Here is a 14,788-nt window from a genome sequence, read left to right as displayed (position 1 = left end):
CACAACGCTGGGCCAGCCCGCCCCCCTGCGGTGAACTACTCCGACTCGGGCATGTTCAGACCGTCACCGCCCGCGTCGCCGTGACCGTCACCGCCCGCGTCCTTGGACGGGTCGCCCTGCGCGGCGTCAAAGCGCCCGTGCACGGCCGGCAGGTCGGCGACGTTGATCACCAAGCTCGGTTGCATATCTCTACACCTCCCTTTTTGCATTGTTGGACAGGTCTGTTGCGAAGGGCGGGAGGCTACCGCGCTCGATTAATTGTGTGAGGTTAGCGCACGACAACGGCACATGAGGTCGTCAAGCAACGCTAATACACTCCACGAAGCGCGAATCAGTTGCTTCTACACTATCGGAGTAGAAGCCCTCAATCGCCGCCACCACTCTTTCGAAGCTATCATTGAGATACCATACCGGCGGACCAGAATTGAAAGGGTCCTGACGATTGAATCGGTTGCGCAGACGAGATGCCACCGCAAGGTTGTCATTGCCGACAAATATGGAGTCAACGAAGCCGTCCCGCGTGACCTTGTAAAATGACAGGCCGCGATACCGGTTGACCACCGGAAACGGATAGACACAAAATCCGATAGCGGTCAGGCGGTCGACCAACTCACTCGCGTGGTTCATCTGTCACTTCCGTGGTTGTCGAGTGCGCGAGCTGCGTCCTTCGCTGTCAGCAGAGGGCTCCAGCGACACCCACCGGGTTCGCGCGGGCGGAGCACCCGCGCGAACCCGGCGTCGGCGGACGAGTAACACCGGGGATCAACTCGTCGCGCCGCCCACACGTGACCGGGGGGCGTCACGGCGGGAAGTTCGGAGCACGGCGCATGGTGTGCGCAAGCCAACTACGTCCTACAACTGTTGGATACCCGGCGACCAGCAGGGTTGGCCGTGCTGGCCGCCGGGGTGACTCGAAGTTGCGTCTTGCCAGACGCCCCTGTCCGGCCGAACAATCAGATCGCCAGGTGCTCGCCATGCGGTTCGGTCCTCTGACTGTCGGTGAACGTTTCGTTGCTCTCTGGTCATCATGGCAGTCACGCGTAGGGTTGAAGTGACAAAGAAGGGACAAAGTTCGGGGTAGCGCTGGCACGCACGATGAGCAGCAAGAACCGCAAGCGCAGGCGCCAGAAGGAGGCAGGCAATGAGCCATTTGGACGATCCTGGATTGGAAGACCTACCGCGTGAAGGCGTGGGCGTGGAAGTTGCAAAGAGGCGCAAAGCGCTGAACTGGACCCAGCGCAAGTTGGCGGAGGAAGCTGTTGTCTCGCTTAGCCTTGTGAAGAAAGTCGAGATCGGACAAGCACCCCCCTCGCCAGCGTTCATTGCGGCTGTATCCCGCGCCTTGGGGACTGGGGCTGCGGAGCTAATGAGCCTTCCTCGACGTCCCGAAGGTAGAACCGGATATCACTCTCACAGTGGCATCGGCCCGCTTCGTCGTGAGCTGGCGGGCTACAAACAAGACGCGGGCGATGTCAGCCAGCTAGACGCCCTCCCAATCTTGGCAGCTCGGGTGTCGCATGTTTCGAATCTCAGGCACGCCACAACATTTGATCAGTTGGGTTCTCAGCTTCCCGGCCTGCTCTACGCACTGCGTTTGAAGTGGCAGCGCAGCGAGGGTGCGGAACTTGAAAGGACGTTCGGTCTGCTAGCTGAGGCGTACTACGCCGCATCTCAATACGCATACAAACTAGGATATGTTGATCTGTCATCCCTGGCGGTTGACCGGTACGAGTGGGCCGCAGCGCAGTCAGGAGACCAACTGGCTGTGCTCGTTGGTGACTACCAGCGAGCAGGCGAACTGATCGCAACGGCGGACTGGGACGCTGCGCTTACTCTGCTTGAGACAAGCCGTGGGAACATCGAAGGCCAGCTAGGGGGTGCCGATCCAGCGATCCTCGCTGTCTGGGGCAATCTCCACCTCAAGTCCGGTCTAGCGGCTGCCCGGGCGGGCAACCAAGTGCTGGCTGACGAGCACCTCACAGAGGCGCGCGAGACGGCACAACGCATCGGTGCGGATCGAGATGACTACCGTCTGTGCTTCGGTCCGACCAACGTAGGCATCTGGAGCGTGGGGCTCGCAGTGGAGTTGTGCAACGGCGCAGAGGCGGTGCGGCGATCGGTCAACTTCCGTATTCCCGATGGCACCCCCCGGGAGCGCGCCGGGCACTACTACATCGATCTAGCCCGCGGCTTCCTCTACAACGGCGATCGGAAGAAATCACTCGCTGCTCTGGACCGTGCTCGGAAGATCTCACCCGAGCAGACTCGGCATCACCCAATGGTTCACGAGACAGTACGCACACTGTTGGGCCAGCAGGTCCGCAGTGTGGACACCGTTGCCGGGTTCGCGGCATGGGCGGGCGTTCGGCACTGACCGGTAGACGACAGGGGTACGGGACGGGAGATCTTGCCCGTACCCCTGAGTGCGCACACCTTGATCGGCGCGTATGCGCGACGACCGAAGAGGCTACTGACCCGAGCCCCCTGCGTTTTCAGTCCCCGTCACATCGGAGCACCAGGGATCAGAAATGCTCTTGGACAGCGCAGCATGGTGGAGTCGTTCGGTTCGGCGGGCGGCCTCGTCCTCGTCGTGGTCACCGTCCGCGTCCGCAAGTAGGGCGGATACACGCTTGCGGTGTAGGTCGTTGATGACTTGGTACAGCGCACCGACGGGCGCGAATGGACCCGCAAGCAGGGTGAAGCCGCCACTGGAGTTGCGGACCAGTTGTGCTGTGGTGCCTAAGTCGTCTTGGATCTCGATCAGGTCTGCCGACACGTCTGTTGTCTCCCTTGCGCACAACCCCCCAGGTTGCGCTGTGCTCCGGGTCGCTCACTGCCAGGGCCGCGGGCAGGGTGGCTCGCGGAAGCATCGAGCTTAGCGACTGGTTGCGCCGCTTCCCACACAATCTCAGGTTGTGCCGGTTGGGCGTCGGGTTGATCTACGTGTCGGGCGTGACGCTGCTCTCTTGAGCGATTGAGGCCCGGGCGCATCCGTCGTGGGCGGCCTGGTCGGCCTGGTCGGCGACCAGGGCGTCGATGAGGCGGTCGGCGATGCGTTGCCGGTCGGGGTTCAGGAGTGCGTAGCTGTCGACCAGGCGCTGTTGCTCGAGGGTGAGTACGGGGCCACCGTTCAGGGATAGGCCCGCGTCGGCGAAGAATGCTTGCGAGACCTCCCATACCGGCGCACTGAGGGCCTCGGCGAAACGTTCGATCACCTTAAACGACGGCGTGCGCCCTCGGCGTGCACTCGGCTTGAGGTGGTTGCCGAGGGCGCCAGCCGGAAGACCGGCCTCACGTTCCACCTCCGCTACTGACCTACCGTGGCGGTACCTGTCCACCAGAATCCCGACGCGTCCCTTGTCGTCGTCATCTGCCACGTCGTCCCCCTTGTTCACCGGTCAGCGGCGATCCACCGTGATCCTGACGTACCCCGTACCAGCGGCGTCAGCGTAGGGGTGCGGATCGACACTGGTGCACACCGTAGGACGACTGTCTGGCGTCCGCTTGAACAGTTGTCAATTCGGCTCTTGATCACAGCTAGTAGCTGTGGAACTACTCCGCATCTTCTCAGTGTTCGTACTTTCTTGACAGATGCACGTGCAGTGATCCACTGTGGAGATGCTCGCCGGGATGGGTTGTCAACCCTCCGGTCGGCGGGTTCGGAGCCTCTGGGGGAGGTCTGCTGTGTCCTGGCGAATACGTCGCTGTGCGCCCGCTGTGGTGACGGCTCTGCTGTCGGTGTGGCTGGCGCTGATACCTGCCGCGCCGGGCGGGTCCGCTCGGCGCGCGCGTCATCGTCCACAGACGTGGTTTTGCGCCGCTGGGAGGCGGTTTTGTCATGTCCACAACAGCTTTGGCTACGCCCGATCCCGAGTCGGGCAAGGAAGACGCGGCACTGTTGGTGTCGTTGGATCAGGTCGCGGACGAGTTCGCGCAACTGGAGCGCCTTGTGCCGCGTCTGGACAAGCTCGCTGCGCGGCAGCGGTCCCTGCAACGGGTGATCAAGGCCGTGATGGGGGACGGGGAGATCGGGACCGTGAGCGGCGTGCCCGTGGTGTCCTGGCGGAAAACACTGCGGGTCGGGGTGTCTCAGAAGCTGTTGAAGGAGAAGTATCCGCACATCGTGCCGGAAGTGCTCGACATTGCCGAAGTGCGCCGTTTCCTGGTGCTCGACCGGTGAACGCGACCGCCGCAACGCGGGAGCGCGGCGTGCGGGAGCTGGCGGGCGAGATCGCGCGGCGGGCGGTCGCGCTGACCCCGGCGGCGGGTGATCCGGTCGCGGCCGTGGCGGCGCTGCTGGTACTCGACCCGCGCAACACCGACCACGTCGAGGCGGTCGTCACGGTCATCGTGTGCGACGCGTTGGGGGACCCGTGGCGGGAGACCACCGCCAACCGGTGGCGGGCGCTGCTGCCGACCTGGATTCGGCCGCAGGTGATCGGCGCGACCGTGCAACGCCTCAGCGCGGCCGGGCTGCTGGTCACGACCGGCCGGTGGGTGCGGTCGACCGACCGGGCCGGGGGCAACGGCGGCAAGCCGCAACCGGTCTACCGACTTTCGATACCTGGGGAGGACCCGCCGCTGCCGTTGGCGCGGCTGGGTGAGGTGGGGCCGGACAGCCCCACCGGGACGTGATTTCGGCACGCAGCCACGCCGATGCCGAGCAGGCCCGCCGCTGTCTGGGCGGGGAGCTGGTCGCCGAGGAACTGACCACGACGGCCCGCGGGCTGGTCGTGGCGTGGCTGCACGCCCGTGGACTGACCGACACCGAGATCGCCGGGCGCGCGCGGATGTCGACCTACACCGCCCATCGCATCCGCTGCCGTCTGGGTCTGCGGGCGCACACCAACCGTTTGAGGAGTTCCGCACGTGGCGCGTGATCACGCCCGCATCCAGTGCGATATCTGGGACGACGACGACTTCCGTCCACTGTCGACACTGGCGAAGCTGCTGTACATCCATCTCCTGTCACAGAAGAAGTTGACCTATGCCGGGCTGCTCGACCTGGCCGCCAAGCGGTGGGCACGCGCTCATCCCGACCACGACGTGAGCGAGATCCGGGCGGCGCTGTCGGAGCTGGCCGCCGCGCGCATGATCGTCATCGACCACGACACGGAAGAGGTGTTGATCCGGACTCTGATCCGCAACGACGGCATCGCCAAGCAGCCGCAGGTGCTCGCCGCCGCGTTGCGGCAGGCGTATGCGATCGAGTCGCCGATCCTGCGGGCCGCGCTGGCGGTCGAGCTGCGTCGTCTGCCGGTGGAGGTCTGCGGGTCGCTGCCGCCGATCGTGGCGGACTCCCTGGAACGCGGGGACAGCGCGCCGCCGGTCGAGATCAAGCCCGCCCGACGCCGCCCGCCGCAGACCGCCGAATCGGCCGCCGCGCACGACCAGGTCGACCAGGACGCGACCGACACCGGGGACCCTGCGGGCAACCCTTCCGGGAAGGGTTCCGCGCGCCCTCTGGGGGTAGGGGGTGGGGGGAAGGGGGAGACCTCCCGTCTCACCTCTCGCTCTGCTTCTGGGCGCACGCGCGCGACGCGACCGGACCGCCAACTGGCCGAACGACTGGTCGCCGAGCACGTCCCGGCGCAGCCACGCCGGGTCACCGCCCGACTCAACACCGAGGCCGCCGCGCTGCTGGCCGAGGGGATCGGGCCCGATCGCGTCGGGGCGGGCCTGCGGCGCTGGTCGCAGCGCCGTGTCGGGGCGGGTCTGCTCCCGGAGCTGGTCGGCGAGGCGATGCGCACCGCCGCGCCACCCGGGGCCGCGGGCACTGCCCCGCTGCTCGCCGCGCTGGAGCTGGCGCGCCGGGTTGCGCACGAGGACCAGGACGACAGCGAGCTGGGCCGCATCCTGCGCACCGCCGACGACGACACTGCCGTGGCCGCGTTGCTGTCGCTGGGGGTCGCGGCATGACCACCGATCCCACCAGGCAGGCCGCGCCGCCCATGTCCCGCGTCGAGGTCTCCGGGCTGTTGGCGATGATGGCCGCGTTCCGGTCCCGCACGCCCAGCGACACCGAGCTGCGGTGGTGGCGCGACCAGCTCACCGGCTACAGCGCGGCGGAGTGCCAAGCCGCGATCCTGGCGCACTCCCGGACCAGCCCGGACAGCGTCACGCCCGCGCAGATCATCGGCCGCATCCGCGACGCGCGCCACCGCACCGAGACCCGGCGGCACCGCCTCGCCCGCGATCCGGCCGCCGACGCGGCCCGCAGTGCCGCCGCCGCGCGGCGCGGCATGGCCGCCGTCTACGCCGAGACCGGGTGGACCCGGCTGCCCGAACAGCAAGCGGCGTTGGCGGTGCCGTGCCCCGAGCCCGACTGCGGGGTTCCCGCCGGGGTGATGTGCGTACAGGGTGGCCGACGCGACCGGCGCGACAGCGCTACCGGCGTGCACCGATCCCGGCGCGACGCGGCCGAGGCCACCGCCGACCGGCACCAGGAGGTGACCCGGTGAGCGCCGCCGCCGAACTGGACATCTACGCCACGACCCCGTGCCTGCTGGGCTGCGTCGCGGGCGACGGGGAACCGTTCCCCGCGCAGCACGGCTACCGCACGTGCGACCCGTGCGCCGACCGCCTCCGCGCCATGCTCGGGGAGTTGGTCGAGCTCTACGCCCTGGTCGACGACGCCGTGGTCCCAGGCAGCGGCGGGTCGGCCGCGCGCGGCGCGCCGGGCCACGGCTCCCGCTCCCCGGCCCGCGACAGCGTGATCGTGCTCACCGACCCGCGCACGCACGCGGTGGACGACGGCGACCCGCACTCGGTGCTGGCGGTGCTGTCGAGCTGGGCCGACAACGTCCGCCAGGACACCGGCCAGGACCCGCGCACCGGGGCGGCCACCGTGTCCGGGGAAGTCGCCGTCCTGGTCCGCTGGCTGGACTGGGCCACCCGCCAGTACTGGATCGGGGACCTGGGCCAGGAGGTCACCGAGCTGGCGCACCAGCTCCGCACCGCGCTGGGGGTGCAGGAGCGCACCATCCCCGTCGGTCCCTGCCCGGCCCGGGTCACCGACCCGGACACCGGCCGCCCCGCCGTCTGCGGCGCGCCACTGCGGGCGCGGCTGTCGGTGGAGCGGATCAGGTGTCCCCGGTGCCGGGCGAGCTGGCCACGCGAACGCTGGGACGACCTCGGCGGCGAGCTGGGCACCCCGGTGTCGGATTTCGCGTCGCTATCGGTGTGGCTGGCCACCCCGACCGGCACGCTGCGCCGTTGGCGACATGAGGACCAGTGGCCCAACCACGGCAGCAGGAGAAGGCCGGAGTTCGCCCGCGCGGACGCGCTCGCCTCCTGGCGGCGCAGACACGCCCCGGCGGCGCCCGTGTGACGAGTTGCGGGGCCGGTGACCGCCCGAAAGCGGTTGGAACCACCGGCCCCGCTGTCCCCGTTGCACGCGGTCCCCGTCGCACTCGGCGACGAAGACCCACAGAAAGGACACGCCCAGTGTAGGCGAGCACGTCTCTGTGTCGCCAGGTGGCGTCGTGGATCACGATCGCTAGCTCCACTCCCCCAAGTACGGATAGAGTTATTGCTGTGAGGGGGACGGGATGGAACCCCACTCCTCGCGAAAGGAAACCCGTTGCGAATCAAGGAAATGGACACGATGAACTTTCCGATTCCCGTTCAGATCGGCAAATTCAGGGAGGTGACCGTGTGGGCGCTGTATCACTGGCGACACGGCGGGACGACACCCGAGCGCGCCGCCGCCGGTAGCGTCTCCACCCCCTTCATTCACGCCCTGTTCAGTGACGACCGGTGCTACTGCGGCGGTATCTGCACTCTGGTGCCCGCCGACGTCGGCCCCTGCCCCGGCCTGGAGCGGCGCGCCCTGCTGGCGCGGGACATGTTCCACGAGCTGTACTCCGACTTCAAAGTCCAGTTGGGACAGTTCACGATGCCCGGCTACCTGACCGACGGCGGACGCCGCGTGGAAGTCGTCGCCCGACTGCTCTACCTCGACCCGGAGGACTGATCCACCCGAGGCGGGAGCCCTGCGCTCCCGCCTCACCCTCCCGGAAGTGGCGTCGTGGATCACGATCGCTAGCTCCACCCCCTGTAGTCCGGATATAGTTCTTGTTGTGAGGGAACGGGATGGAACCCCGCCTCGAACGACAAACCCGTTGCACAGCAGTGAAAGGACTACCATGGCCACCACTCGCAAGACCGCCAAGGACAAGACCGCAGAGGCCAAGCCCGCGACGGCCGACAAGGCCGCCATCAAGCGCAAGGTCGCCGCGCTGCTGGCACAGGCGGAGGACAAGGGCGTCACCCCGGAGGAGGCGCAGGCGTTCGCCGCCAAGGCGGCCGAACTGCTGGCCCGCTACAGCCTGGACGCCGCCACGCTGCGAGCGGAGAAGGGGCAGAAGCCCGAGCCTGTCTCCACCTACACGTTCACCGTGAGCGGTCAGGGCTGCCACGGCAAGGCGCGCACCTCGCTCCACTGGTTCGTCGCCGAGGCGGTGGGCTGCATGGCCGTCACCAAGGGCGACGACATGACCACCAACGACCGGCTGGTGATCGCGATCGGCACCGCCTCGATGATCGACACGTTGAAGACCCTCCTGCCCTGGATCATGGCGCAGGCGGAGAACTCCGCCCGCCTGGCAACACCTCTGCACATGTCCCAGATGGACACCAGCCACCTCACCACGGCGAACCGGAACATCATCCGGCGCGACTACTTCCGCTCCTACCTCAAGGGCTACGGCCAGGGCGCGGCGGAGAAGATCCGCGCCACCCGCACCGACCTGGCCGAGGAGGTCAAGAACAGCCCCAAGGCGTTGGTCCTGGTCCGCGACGCTGACCGGATCTCCGCCGAGTTCGCCCGCCGCTTCCCCAAGACCGTCAAGGGGCGCGGCAGCAAGACCACCGCCGCCGGACACGCGGCCGGTGTCCGCGCCGGACGCGCGGCCGACACCAACCAGGGCAAGGTCAACACCACCGACCGCAAGAGGGTCGGCAAGTAGCCGCCGGGCGCCCCGGTCCCGACCGGGGCGCCCCGCCTTGGCGTCGTGGATCACCTTCCGCAATCCCTACAATCCGGATAGAGTTATTGGTGTCAGGGGACGGGATGGAACCCCGCCACCGGACACGAACCCGTTGCGACACAGGAGGAACAATGTCCACGAACAACACTCACCCCGGGCGTCACCGCCGCGCCCGAATCCAGCGGTGCCGGGCGCTGCTGGTCACCCCGGGCGGCCCGACCACGATCGACATCCACGCCGACCGCCGCGGGCTGCCCGTCCTGCTGACCGCCACGTCCGCCATGACCGGTTGGGACCTGGCCGGGGTCGCGTTCTGGGTCGACCGGGACGCCGACGTCGACACCGCGCCGCTGAACCGACCCGCGACCAACCTGTTGGACGCGTTCCTGCGCAGCATCAAGGCGGGCCGCTACCTGCCGGGCAGGAACGCGTGGGAGCGCCGCCACGCCGCCGAACTGCTCGACGGCGACCCGGAGGCCCGCCGGGTCTACGGCACGTGCGTTGTCGACGGCCTGATCCCGGAAGGCGAGCGCGACTACACCGACCCCCGGCCGATGTTCCGACCGCTGTCCCGTGAGTTCTGGACCTGGTACACCCGCGATAGTGACCCCCGCGTCACCGAACTGGGCCGCGAACTGGCGCTGCTGATCCGTGAGAGCGGGCACCGCCTCGACCGTGTCGTCGGCGTCCGGATAGTGACCGACTGACCGGCGCGGGTCCCGCTCACACGAGCGGGACCCGCCTCCGGGGCGTCGTGAATCACCTTCCACGATCACCATATTCCGGATATAGTTCTTGGTGTCGGGGGAACCGGGATGGAACCCCGCCGCCGACACCACCGTTGCGAACAGGCAGAAGGAACGAGTCCACTATGGAAACCCGAATCCGGCCGCACCACCCGGCACCCAAGCTGCACAGGATCGAGCTGTCGCCCGGCATGGTCGACACCATCAACGTCACCTTCGACACCATCTACCCCTTCACGGTGGAGCAGGGCGACGCCGCCCGCTTCATCGGTACGCACTTGGCCTACCCCAAGGCGCACCACTGGCAGCCCGTGTCCGGGGTCGCGTTCTGGACCGGCCAGCAGTCCTACCAGCGGTGGGACCTCAACCCGGTCGCCGGCGCGATCTGCGTCGAGCTGGTACGGGCCGTCGCCACCGGGCGCTACGAGGCCGGCCTGCTCGAACGAGCAGCCGCGTCGATGAACCAGGTAGCGAGTCCCGTCTTCTACGGGTCCTGCCTGATCACCGGGATGAACGAGGCGGACGAGGTGGTTCCGCTGCCCGACCGGTTCTGGTCGTGGTGGGAGCGCTTCGCTCCCGACCTGCGCCGAATCGTTCTGGCGCAACACATCGCGGACACACTCGCCCGCAAGGACGTGGCGGTCGACAACGTGACCGACGTGGTCGTCCACTCCGACTGACCGAACCGGCACCCCGGCCCGCAAGCCGGGGTGCCCCTGGGGGGCGCGCTCATCCGAGCGTCGTGGATCACCTTCCATCTTCCCTGTGAACCGGATAGAGTTATCACTGTTCGGGGGACGGGATGGGACCCCGCCCCGACACCGCAACCCGTTGCGAAACAATGGAAAGGAACACCTGTGAGTAACGAACTCTTCGCCGCCATGGCGAACCTGCTGGCCCAGGCCGCCGAGCTCGTCGACCAGCAGCCCGAGGGCGACGCGCCCGACGCGGCGAGCTGGTCGGCGGAGCGCCCGGAGGGCTCGGACATGGACGGCGGGCGGTTCTCGGCGCTGGTCATCCGTCATGATGGCGAGCTGGGCCACGTGGCCTTGACCGCCGAGACGGCAACGGAGAGGATCGCCAAGATCCTGGGTGAGCGGCAGATCACCCCGATGGACCTGGTGCAAGGCGTGGGCTTCTGGCGGGGCGGGTTCGCCGCACCGCGTACCGAAATCAACCCGCCCGCGACGCTGGCGATCACGCGCCTGGTCAAGGACGTCATCGCGGGCAACTACGCCGTGAGCGACCGGGACCTCGCCCGCGTCCAGCGGTTGAGGCGCAACAACATGTCCGACCTCACCATTCACGGCGCGTGCGTGATCACCGGCCTGAGCATCGACCTGCGGCCGGTGCCGATGCCGGAGCGTTTGCGGGAGTGGGTGGACGAACTGCTCACCGACGTCGCGTACTACCAGCTCGGTTCGCAGATCGCCGAGCAGATCAGGGCGACCGGCGTCCCGCCGCACCGCGTCACCAACGTCATGGTCAACCTCACCACCGGGGCCTGACGACCGTAACCGCTGCCCCGGCTCCCGCGTGGAGCCGGGGCAGCGGCCACAATGACACCGACCACGCGCACAGGAAGGGAGCCGATCGACCGTGATCCACGCCGGACGCACCGCCGTCGACAGCGACGCCATCGCCGCCATGCACGGTCTGTCGCCCGCCGCCGCGCACAAGCGACGGCCGTGGAACGACCCCGACCACCCCCGGCCGATCACCCGGGGACGGCCGGTGTCCGGCCGCCCCCGCCTGTGGGACGAGGCCCAGGCCAGGGCCTACGCCAACGGCGAGCCCATCCCGGCCCTGCCCACGCGGCGGGACGATCGGGACCTGCTGGATCGCGGGGAGGCCGCCGAACTGGCCGGAGTCACCCCCGACACCTGGAGCAAGTACCAGCGCACCGCTCGCACCCAGGCCCGCGAAGACACGCCGCTGGTACCCCCGGCCGATGAGATCGTGTGCGGGGCCGAACACTGGTACCGCGCCACCGTCAAGCAGTGCAAACGCGAGCGAGCCGCCCGCGCGAAAGCAGCCCGCGGCGGCCGACCGCCCGGCAGCGGCGACCGCGTCCCGCGCACGGAGATCGGCCCCGCCATCGCCGAGCTGGTGCACGCCGCACAGGCCAACGGCGAACGGGTCAACGTCGCCGAGATCGCGCGCACCCTGGGCATCGCCTACTCGACCGCCCACATCCACGTCACGCGGCTAACCGGCGAATCCCGATAGTCGGTTGCGCCTGACCAGCGGCGAACGTAGAGTGATCCACAGTGGTGGACTCTACCCCGAACGGGTGACGCTCTCCCCGTTGCCGACACCCCGCATCACTGACCGTCGTAGTCCTCGTCCCCGGTCGGTGTGCTGAGTGGCAGCCCGGCCCATCCGCAACACACCGCCCCGCTGACGGACGCGTTCACGCGCCACCGGACGGGGGCGCGTGGGTACCGGATGGGCAGGCAGCGATCGCCGCGCGCGTCTGCCTCGGGACTGGCCGCGCCGCCGCGCACTGGTGCTGGCTCGTGACCCGGTGTGCCGCCTGTGCGGCCTGTGGCCCTCCACCCAGGTCGACCACATCGCACCAGGCGACGACCACGGCCTGAACAACCTCCAAGGCGTGTGCTCCGGCTGCCACGCAGCCAAGAGCGCCAGCGAAGGCGGACGCGCCGCCGCTGCCCGCCGCTCCCGGCTCCGCCCGCCGGAGCGCCACCCGGGTGAGCTGCCCCGGCCGACAGATCGACCCGACCACGCACACGAGTAGTCGACACGTCGGCCCGGGGCGGCCCCGCCCGTGCGCCACACCCCAGGGGGCTACCCCCCGCCCCCGCCACCGCCGCGCACCGGTTGGTCATAGCGACTCGCGGTCCGTACGAAACGCCACGACCGCCCAACCCGGCGTCAACACCCCACCACACCCGCGCTCACCAGGGAGAACGCATGGCCACCGCCACGCCGCCAGCACGCGCACCCGCCCCACCGAGGGAGGTGTCCGGCGATATCGACTTCACCCCCCAGCCCGCGGCGACCCTGCCCCGGCTCGACCAGCTCTCCCCCGCCACCCACCGCCGACGCACCGCCCGCTGACCCGGCCGTCCCGCTACTGGTCGCCCCCTGCACCCGGGCCGCCGCCAACCACGCGATCATCCGCTGGCACTACAGCGCCCGAACTCCACGGGGCAAGCTCGCCTGCTTCGGCGTCTGGGAACACGGGCGGTTCGTCGGTGCGATCGTCTACGGCCGTGGCGCTTCCAACCACCTGGGCCGCCCCTACGGCCTGGACCAGGTGCAGGTGGCCGAGCTGGTGCGCGTCGCGCTCACCGACCACGCCGCCCCGGTCACCCAGATGATCGCCGCGACACTGCGCCAGCTTCGCGCCGCCTCGCCGGGACTGCGGCTGGTGGTGTCCTTCGCCGACACCACCCAGGGCCACCACGGCGGCATCTACCAGGCCGGGAACTGGATCTATTCGGGCACGACCGACCCGCAAACCCTGTCCTACATCGTCCACGGCCGCGAGATCCACGGCCGCAGCCTGCGCCACCTCGCAGCAGCCCGGGACCCGGACGAGACCGCCGAGGCGTTCGTGCGCCGCACCATCGACCCGCAGGTGCGGGCGATCAAGACGCCCACGCTTAAACACCGGTACCTCTACCCGTTGGACAAGGCGATGCGCCGCCAGCTCCGCGCCCGCGCCCGCCCCTACCCGCCGCGACTGGAGGTGAACGCCCGTGCCTGACCGCCAAGTGCCCGGGTCGGCCGACGTGCTGGCCAAGCCCGAGCACGACCAGTACCGGGAGAAGCACGGAGTCGTGGTCGTCTGCCGCGACACCCGCCACCAGGAGCAGGTCTACACCCGCCTGCGGGCGATGGGGTTGCGGTGCCGGGTGGTGAGCGTCTGATGCGGATCAGCGTGCGCCACCAGGTGCCCGTGGCCGAGTCGTTCCGGGCCGCCAAGGTGCGCGGCCTGTTCAACGCCACCGACGCCGCTGCGACCCGCTTCGAGCTGGACGTCGATCTCCCGATCGAGGACGACGCGTGGCGGATCGGGGTCGTGGTCGGACCGTCCGGGTCCGGCAAGTCCAGCATCGGCCGTGCACTCTGGGACGGCACCGCCTTCTACACCGGGGACGACTGGCCCGCCGACGCGCCGATCATCGACGCCATCGCCCCCGACGGCGACTTCGAGGCCGCCACCGCCGCGCTGAGCGCGGCCGGTCTCGGCGACGTCCCAGTGTGGCTACGCCCGTACCCGGTGTTGTCGACAGGGCAACGGTTCCGGGCGGACTTGGCGCGGATCATCGCCGAGCAGCCTGCCCGTGTGGTAGTCGATGAGTTCAGCTCCGTGATCGATCGGCAGATCGCGAAGGTCGGCGCGGGCGCGTTCGCCAAGGCGTGGCGGCGCAGCACCGGACAAGCCGTGCTGCTGACGTGTCACTACGACGTGCTCGACTGGTTGGAACCGGACTGGGTCTACGACACGGCCGCTTCCACGTTCACCAGGGGGTCGGTTCAATTCCGGCGCCCGAGGATCGACGTGGAGGTCAGGCACGGCGGCTGGAACCTATGGCCGCTTTTCCGGGCACATCACTATCTGACCCTGCCCAAGATGGTCGCCGCCAGCGCGTATGTGGGCTTTGTGGACGGTGACCCGGTCGCCCACGTAGGCATGACCACCAAGTCCCTGACCACCGGCCCGCGCGCCGAGCGCGTGGTGTCGGTCGAGGCGCGCGCGAGCCGCCTGGTCGTCATGCCCGAGTGGCAGGGCGCGGGCGTGGGCACGCGGTTCCTCAACCACGTGGCCGAGCTGCAGCGCACTGGCAACGGTGTCCTCGACAGTCGCCGGATGACGACCCTGTTCCACACCACCCACCCGCACCTGGCGGCGGCGTTGCGTCGCGACGAGCGGTGGCGGCAGATCACCGCCCGCCTCACCGGCCACAAGACCGGCAGAAGCGAGAAGTACTTTCCCGACCGTGAGAAATCGTTGCCCCGCACCGGCTACGGCGGGCACTTCCGCCCGGTGCAGGGGTTCCGCTACTACGGCTGAGGAGGTGG

At 68.9% G+C, this 14,788-nt stretch carries 21 protein-coding genes; 17 read left to right on the top strand and 4 right to left on the bottom strand.

Annotated features, from left to right (window positions below):
* Nucleotides 1-35: 35 nt before the first annotated feature.
* Both V5P93_RS02285 and V5P93_RS02280 read right to left on the bottom strand, forming a co-directional pair.
* Nucleotides 36-185, bottom strand: coding sequence for a hypothetical protein (locus V5P93_RS02285; RefSeq protein ID WP_181043853.1), 150 nt, complete (start codon nt 183-185; stop codon nt 36-38).
* A 112-nt stretch (nt 186-297) separates the two neighbouring features.
* Nucleotides 298-627 carry a hypothetical protein gene (locus tag V5P93_RS02280; protein WP_146108314.1) on the bottom strand — a complete coding sequence of 110 codons (330 nt, stop codon included), beginning with the start codon at nt 625-627 and terminating at the stop codon, nt 298-300.
* Between the two features lie 514 nt (nt 628-1,141).
* Between V5P93_RS02280 and V5P93_RS02275 the strand changes: the two genes are divergently transcribed.
* Nucleotides 1,142-2,374, top strand: a complete 1,233-nt coding sequence (locus V5P93_RS02275; RefSeq protein WP_104482625.1) for a helix-turn-helix domain-containing protein — start codon at nt 1,142-1,144, stop codon at nt 2,372-2,374.
* 93 nt (nt 2,375-2,467) lie between these two features.
* Here V5P93_RS02275 and V5P93_RS02270 read toward each other — a convergent pair whose 3' ends face one another.
* The gene (locus V5P93_RS02270) at nt 2,468-2,776 is read right to left on the bottom strand and encodes a hypothetical protein (protein WP_146108315.1); all 309 of its coding nucleotides are present in this window, start codon (nt 2,774-2,776) and stop codon (nt 2,468-2,470) included.
* A gap of 163 nt (nt 2,777-2,939) precedes the next feature.
* Nucleotides 2,940-3,377, bottom strand: a complete 438-nt coding sequence (locus V5P93_RS02265) for a hypothetical protein (protein WP_146108316.1) — start codon at nt 3,375-3,377, stop codon at nt 2,940-2,942.
* Nucleotides 3,378-3,838: 461 nt separating this feature from the next.
* On the opposite strand from V5P93_RS02265, the gene V5P93_RS02260 reads away from it, so the two are divergent.
* From V5P93_RS02260 to V5P93_RS02185, 16 genes are all read left to right on the top strand, one after another.
* Nucleotides 3,839-4,180, top strand: coding sequence for a hypothetical protein (locus V5P93_RS02260; RefSeq protein WP_104482627.1), 342 nt, complete (start codon nt 3,839-3,841; stop codon nt 4,178-4,180).
* Complete coding sequence (locus tag V5P93_RS02255) at nt 4,177-4,635, top strand: hypothetical protein (protein WP_104482628.1); 459 nt, start codon at nt 4,177-4,179, stop codon at nt 4,633-4,635. The genes V5P93_RS02260 and V5P93_RS02255 overlap by 4 nt, the downstream gene beginning before the upstream one ends.
* Nucleotides 4,632-4,880, top strand: coding sequence for a hypothetical protein (locus V5P93_RS02250; protein WP_104482629.1), 249 nt, complete (start codon nt 4,632-4,634; stop codon nt 4,878-4,880). Before V5P93_RS02255 ends, V5P93_RS02250 begins: the two co-directional genes overlap by 4 nt.
* On the top strand, nt 4,870-5,919 hold the full coding sequence (locus tag V5P93_RS02245) for a hypothetical protein (RefSeq protein ID WP_104482630.1): 1,050 nt from the start codon (nt 4,870-4,872) through the stop codon (nt 5,917-5,919). The genes V5P93_RS02250 and V5P93_RS02245 overlap by 11 nt, the downstream gene beginning before the upstream one ends.
* A complete protein-coding gene (locus V5P93_RS02240; RefSeq protein WP_104482631.1) occupies nt 5,916-6,461 on the top strand; it encodes a hypothetical protein in 546 nt (181 codons plus the stop codon). Before V5P93_RS02245 ends, V5P93_RS02240 begins: the two co-directional genes overlap by 4 nt.
* Nucleotides 6,458-7,330 carry a hypothetical protein gene (locus V5P93_RS02235; RefSeq protein WP_104482632.1) on the top strand — a complete coding sequence of 291 codons (873 nt, stop codon included), beginning with the start codon at nt 6,458-6,460 and terminating at the stop codon, nt 7,328-7,330. Before V5P93_RS02240 ends, V5P93_RS02235 begins: the two co-directional genes overlap by 4 nt.
* A gap of 252 nt (nt 7,331-7,582) precedes the next feature.
* On the top strand, nt 7,583-7,975 hold the full coding sequence (locus V5P93_RS02230; protein WP_146108317.1) for a hypothetical protein: 393 nt from the start codon (nt 7,583-7,585) through the stop codon (nt 7,973-7,975).
* A gap of 172 nt (nt 7,976-8,147) precedes the next feature.
* Nucleotides 8,148-8,969 (top strand): DUF2786 domain-containing protein, encoded by an 822-nt coding sequence (locus V5P93_RS02225; RefSeq protein ID WP_104482634.1) that lies wholly within the window; start codon nt 8,148-8,150, stop codon nt 8,967-8,969.
* 152 nt (nt 8,970-9,121) lie between these two features.
* Entirely contained in the window at nt 9,122-9,697 is a 576-nt protein-coding gene (locus V5P93_RS02220; RefSeq protein ID WP_104482635.1) for a hypothetical protein, read from the top strand.
* A 164-nt stretch (nt 9,698-9,861) separates the two neighbouring features.
* The gene (locus V5P93_RS02215) at nt 9,862-10,416 is read left to right on the top strand and encodes a hypothetical protein (protein WP_104482636.1); all 555 of its coding nucleotides are present in this window, start codon (nt 9,862-9,864) and stop codon (nt 10,414-10,416) included.
* Between the two features lie 177 nt (nt 10,417-10,593).
* Nucleotides 10,594-11,244, top strand: a complete 651-nt coding sequence (locus V5P93_RS02210; protein ID WP_104482637.1) for a hypothetical protein — start codon at nt 10,594-10,596, stop codon at nt 11,242-11,244.
* A gap of 91 nt (nt 11,245-11,335) precedes the next feature.
* Nucleotides 11,336-11,965: a hypothetical protein gene (locus tag V5P93_RS02205; RefSeq protein WP_104482638.1), complete on the top strand. Its 630-nt coding sequence runs from the start codon at nt 11,336-11,338 to the stop codon at nt 11,963-11,965.
* 208 nt (nt 11,966-12,173) lie between these two features.
* Nucleotides 12,174-12,494 (top strand): HNH endonuclease signature motif containing protein, encoded by a 321-nt coding sequence (locus tag V5P93_RS02200; protein ID WP_104482639.1) that lies wholly within the window; start codon nt 12,174-12,176, stop codon nt 12,492-12,494.
* A 528-nt stretch (nt 12,495-13,022) separates the two neighbouring features.
* Nucleotides 13,023-13,469, top strand: a complete 447-nt coding sequence (locus V5P93_RS02195) for a hypothetical protein (RefSeq protein WP_219824166.1) — start codon at nt 13,023-13,025, stop codon at nt 13,467-13,469.
* The gene (locus V5P93_RS02190) at nt 13,462-13,632 is read left to right on the top strand and encodes a hypothetical protein (RefSeq protein WP_181043854.1); all 171 of its coding nucleotides are present in this window, start codon (nt 13,462-13,464) and stop codon (nt 13,630-13,632) included. Before V5P93_RS02195 ends, V5P93_RS02190 begins: the two co-directional genes overlap by 8 nt.
* Entirely contained in the window at nt 13,632-14,780 is a 1,149-nt protein-coding gene (locus V5P93_RS02185; RefSeq protein WP_104482641.1) for a GNAT family N-acetyltransferase, read from the top strand. Before V5P93_RS02190 ends, V5P93_RS02185 begins: the two co-directional genes overlap by 1 nt.
* Nucleotides 14,781-14,788 lie beyond the last annotated feature (8 nt).

It is taken from the genome of Actinokineospora auranticolor, assembly GCF_041897805.1.
Lineage (GTDB): Bacteria > Actinomycetota > Actinomycetes > Mycobacteriales > Pseudonocardiaceae > Actinokineospora > Actinokineospora auranticolor.
The sequence above is the reverse complement of the archived record's forward strand: the minus strand, read 5'-3'. Positions and strand labels throughout refer to the sequence as shown.

What these genes read in the sequence shown, in the direction of transcription:
- V5P93_RS02285 (WP_181043853.1), bottom strand. Translation starts at nt 185, where the DNA reads ATGCAACCGAGCTTGGTGATCAACGTCGCCGACCTGCCGGCCGTGCAC.
- V5P93_RS02280 (WP_146108314.1), bottom strand. Translation starts at nt 627, where the DNA reads ATGAACCACGCGAGTGAGTTGGTCGACCGCCTGACCGCTATCGGATTT.
- V5P93_RS02275 (WP_104482625.1), top strand. Translation starts at nt 1,142, where the DNA reads ATGAGCCATTTGGACGATCCTGGATTGGAAGACCTACCGCGTGAAGGC.
- V5P93_RS02260 (WP_104482627.1), top strand. Translation starts at nt 3,839, where the DNA reads ATGTCCACAACAGCTTTGGCTACGCCCGATCCCGAGTCGGGCAAGGAA.
- V5P93_RS02240 (WP_104482631.1), top strand. Translation starts at nt 5,916, where the DNA reads ATGACCACCGATCCCACCAGGCAGGCCGCGCCGCCCATGTCCCGCGTC.
- V5P93_RS02225 (WP_104482634.1), top strand. Translation starts at nt 8,148, where the DNA reads ATGGCCACCACTCGCAAGACCGCCAAGGACAAGACCGCAGAGGCCAAG.
- V5P93_RS02220 (WP_104482635.1), top strand. Translation starts at nt 9,122, where the DNA reads ATGTCCACGAACAACACTCACCCCGGGCGTCACCGCCGCGCCCGAATC.
- V5P93_RS02215 (WP_104482636.1), top strand. Translation starts at nt 9,862, where the DNA reads ATGGAAACCCGAATCCGGCCGCACCACCCGGCACCCAAGCTGCACAGG.
- V5P93_RS02185 (WP_104482641.1), top strand. Translation starts at nt 13,632, where the DNA reads ATGCGGATCAGCGTGCGCCACCAGGTGCCCGTGGCCGAGTCGTTCCGG.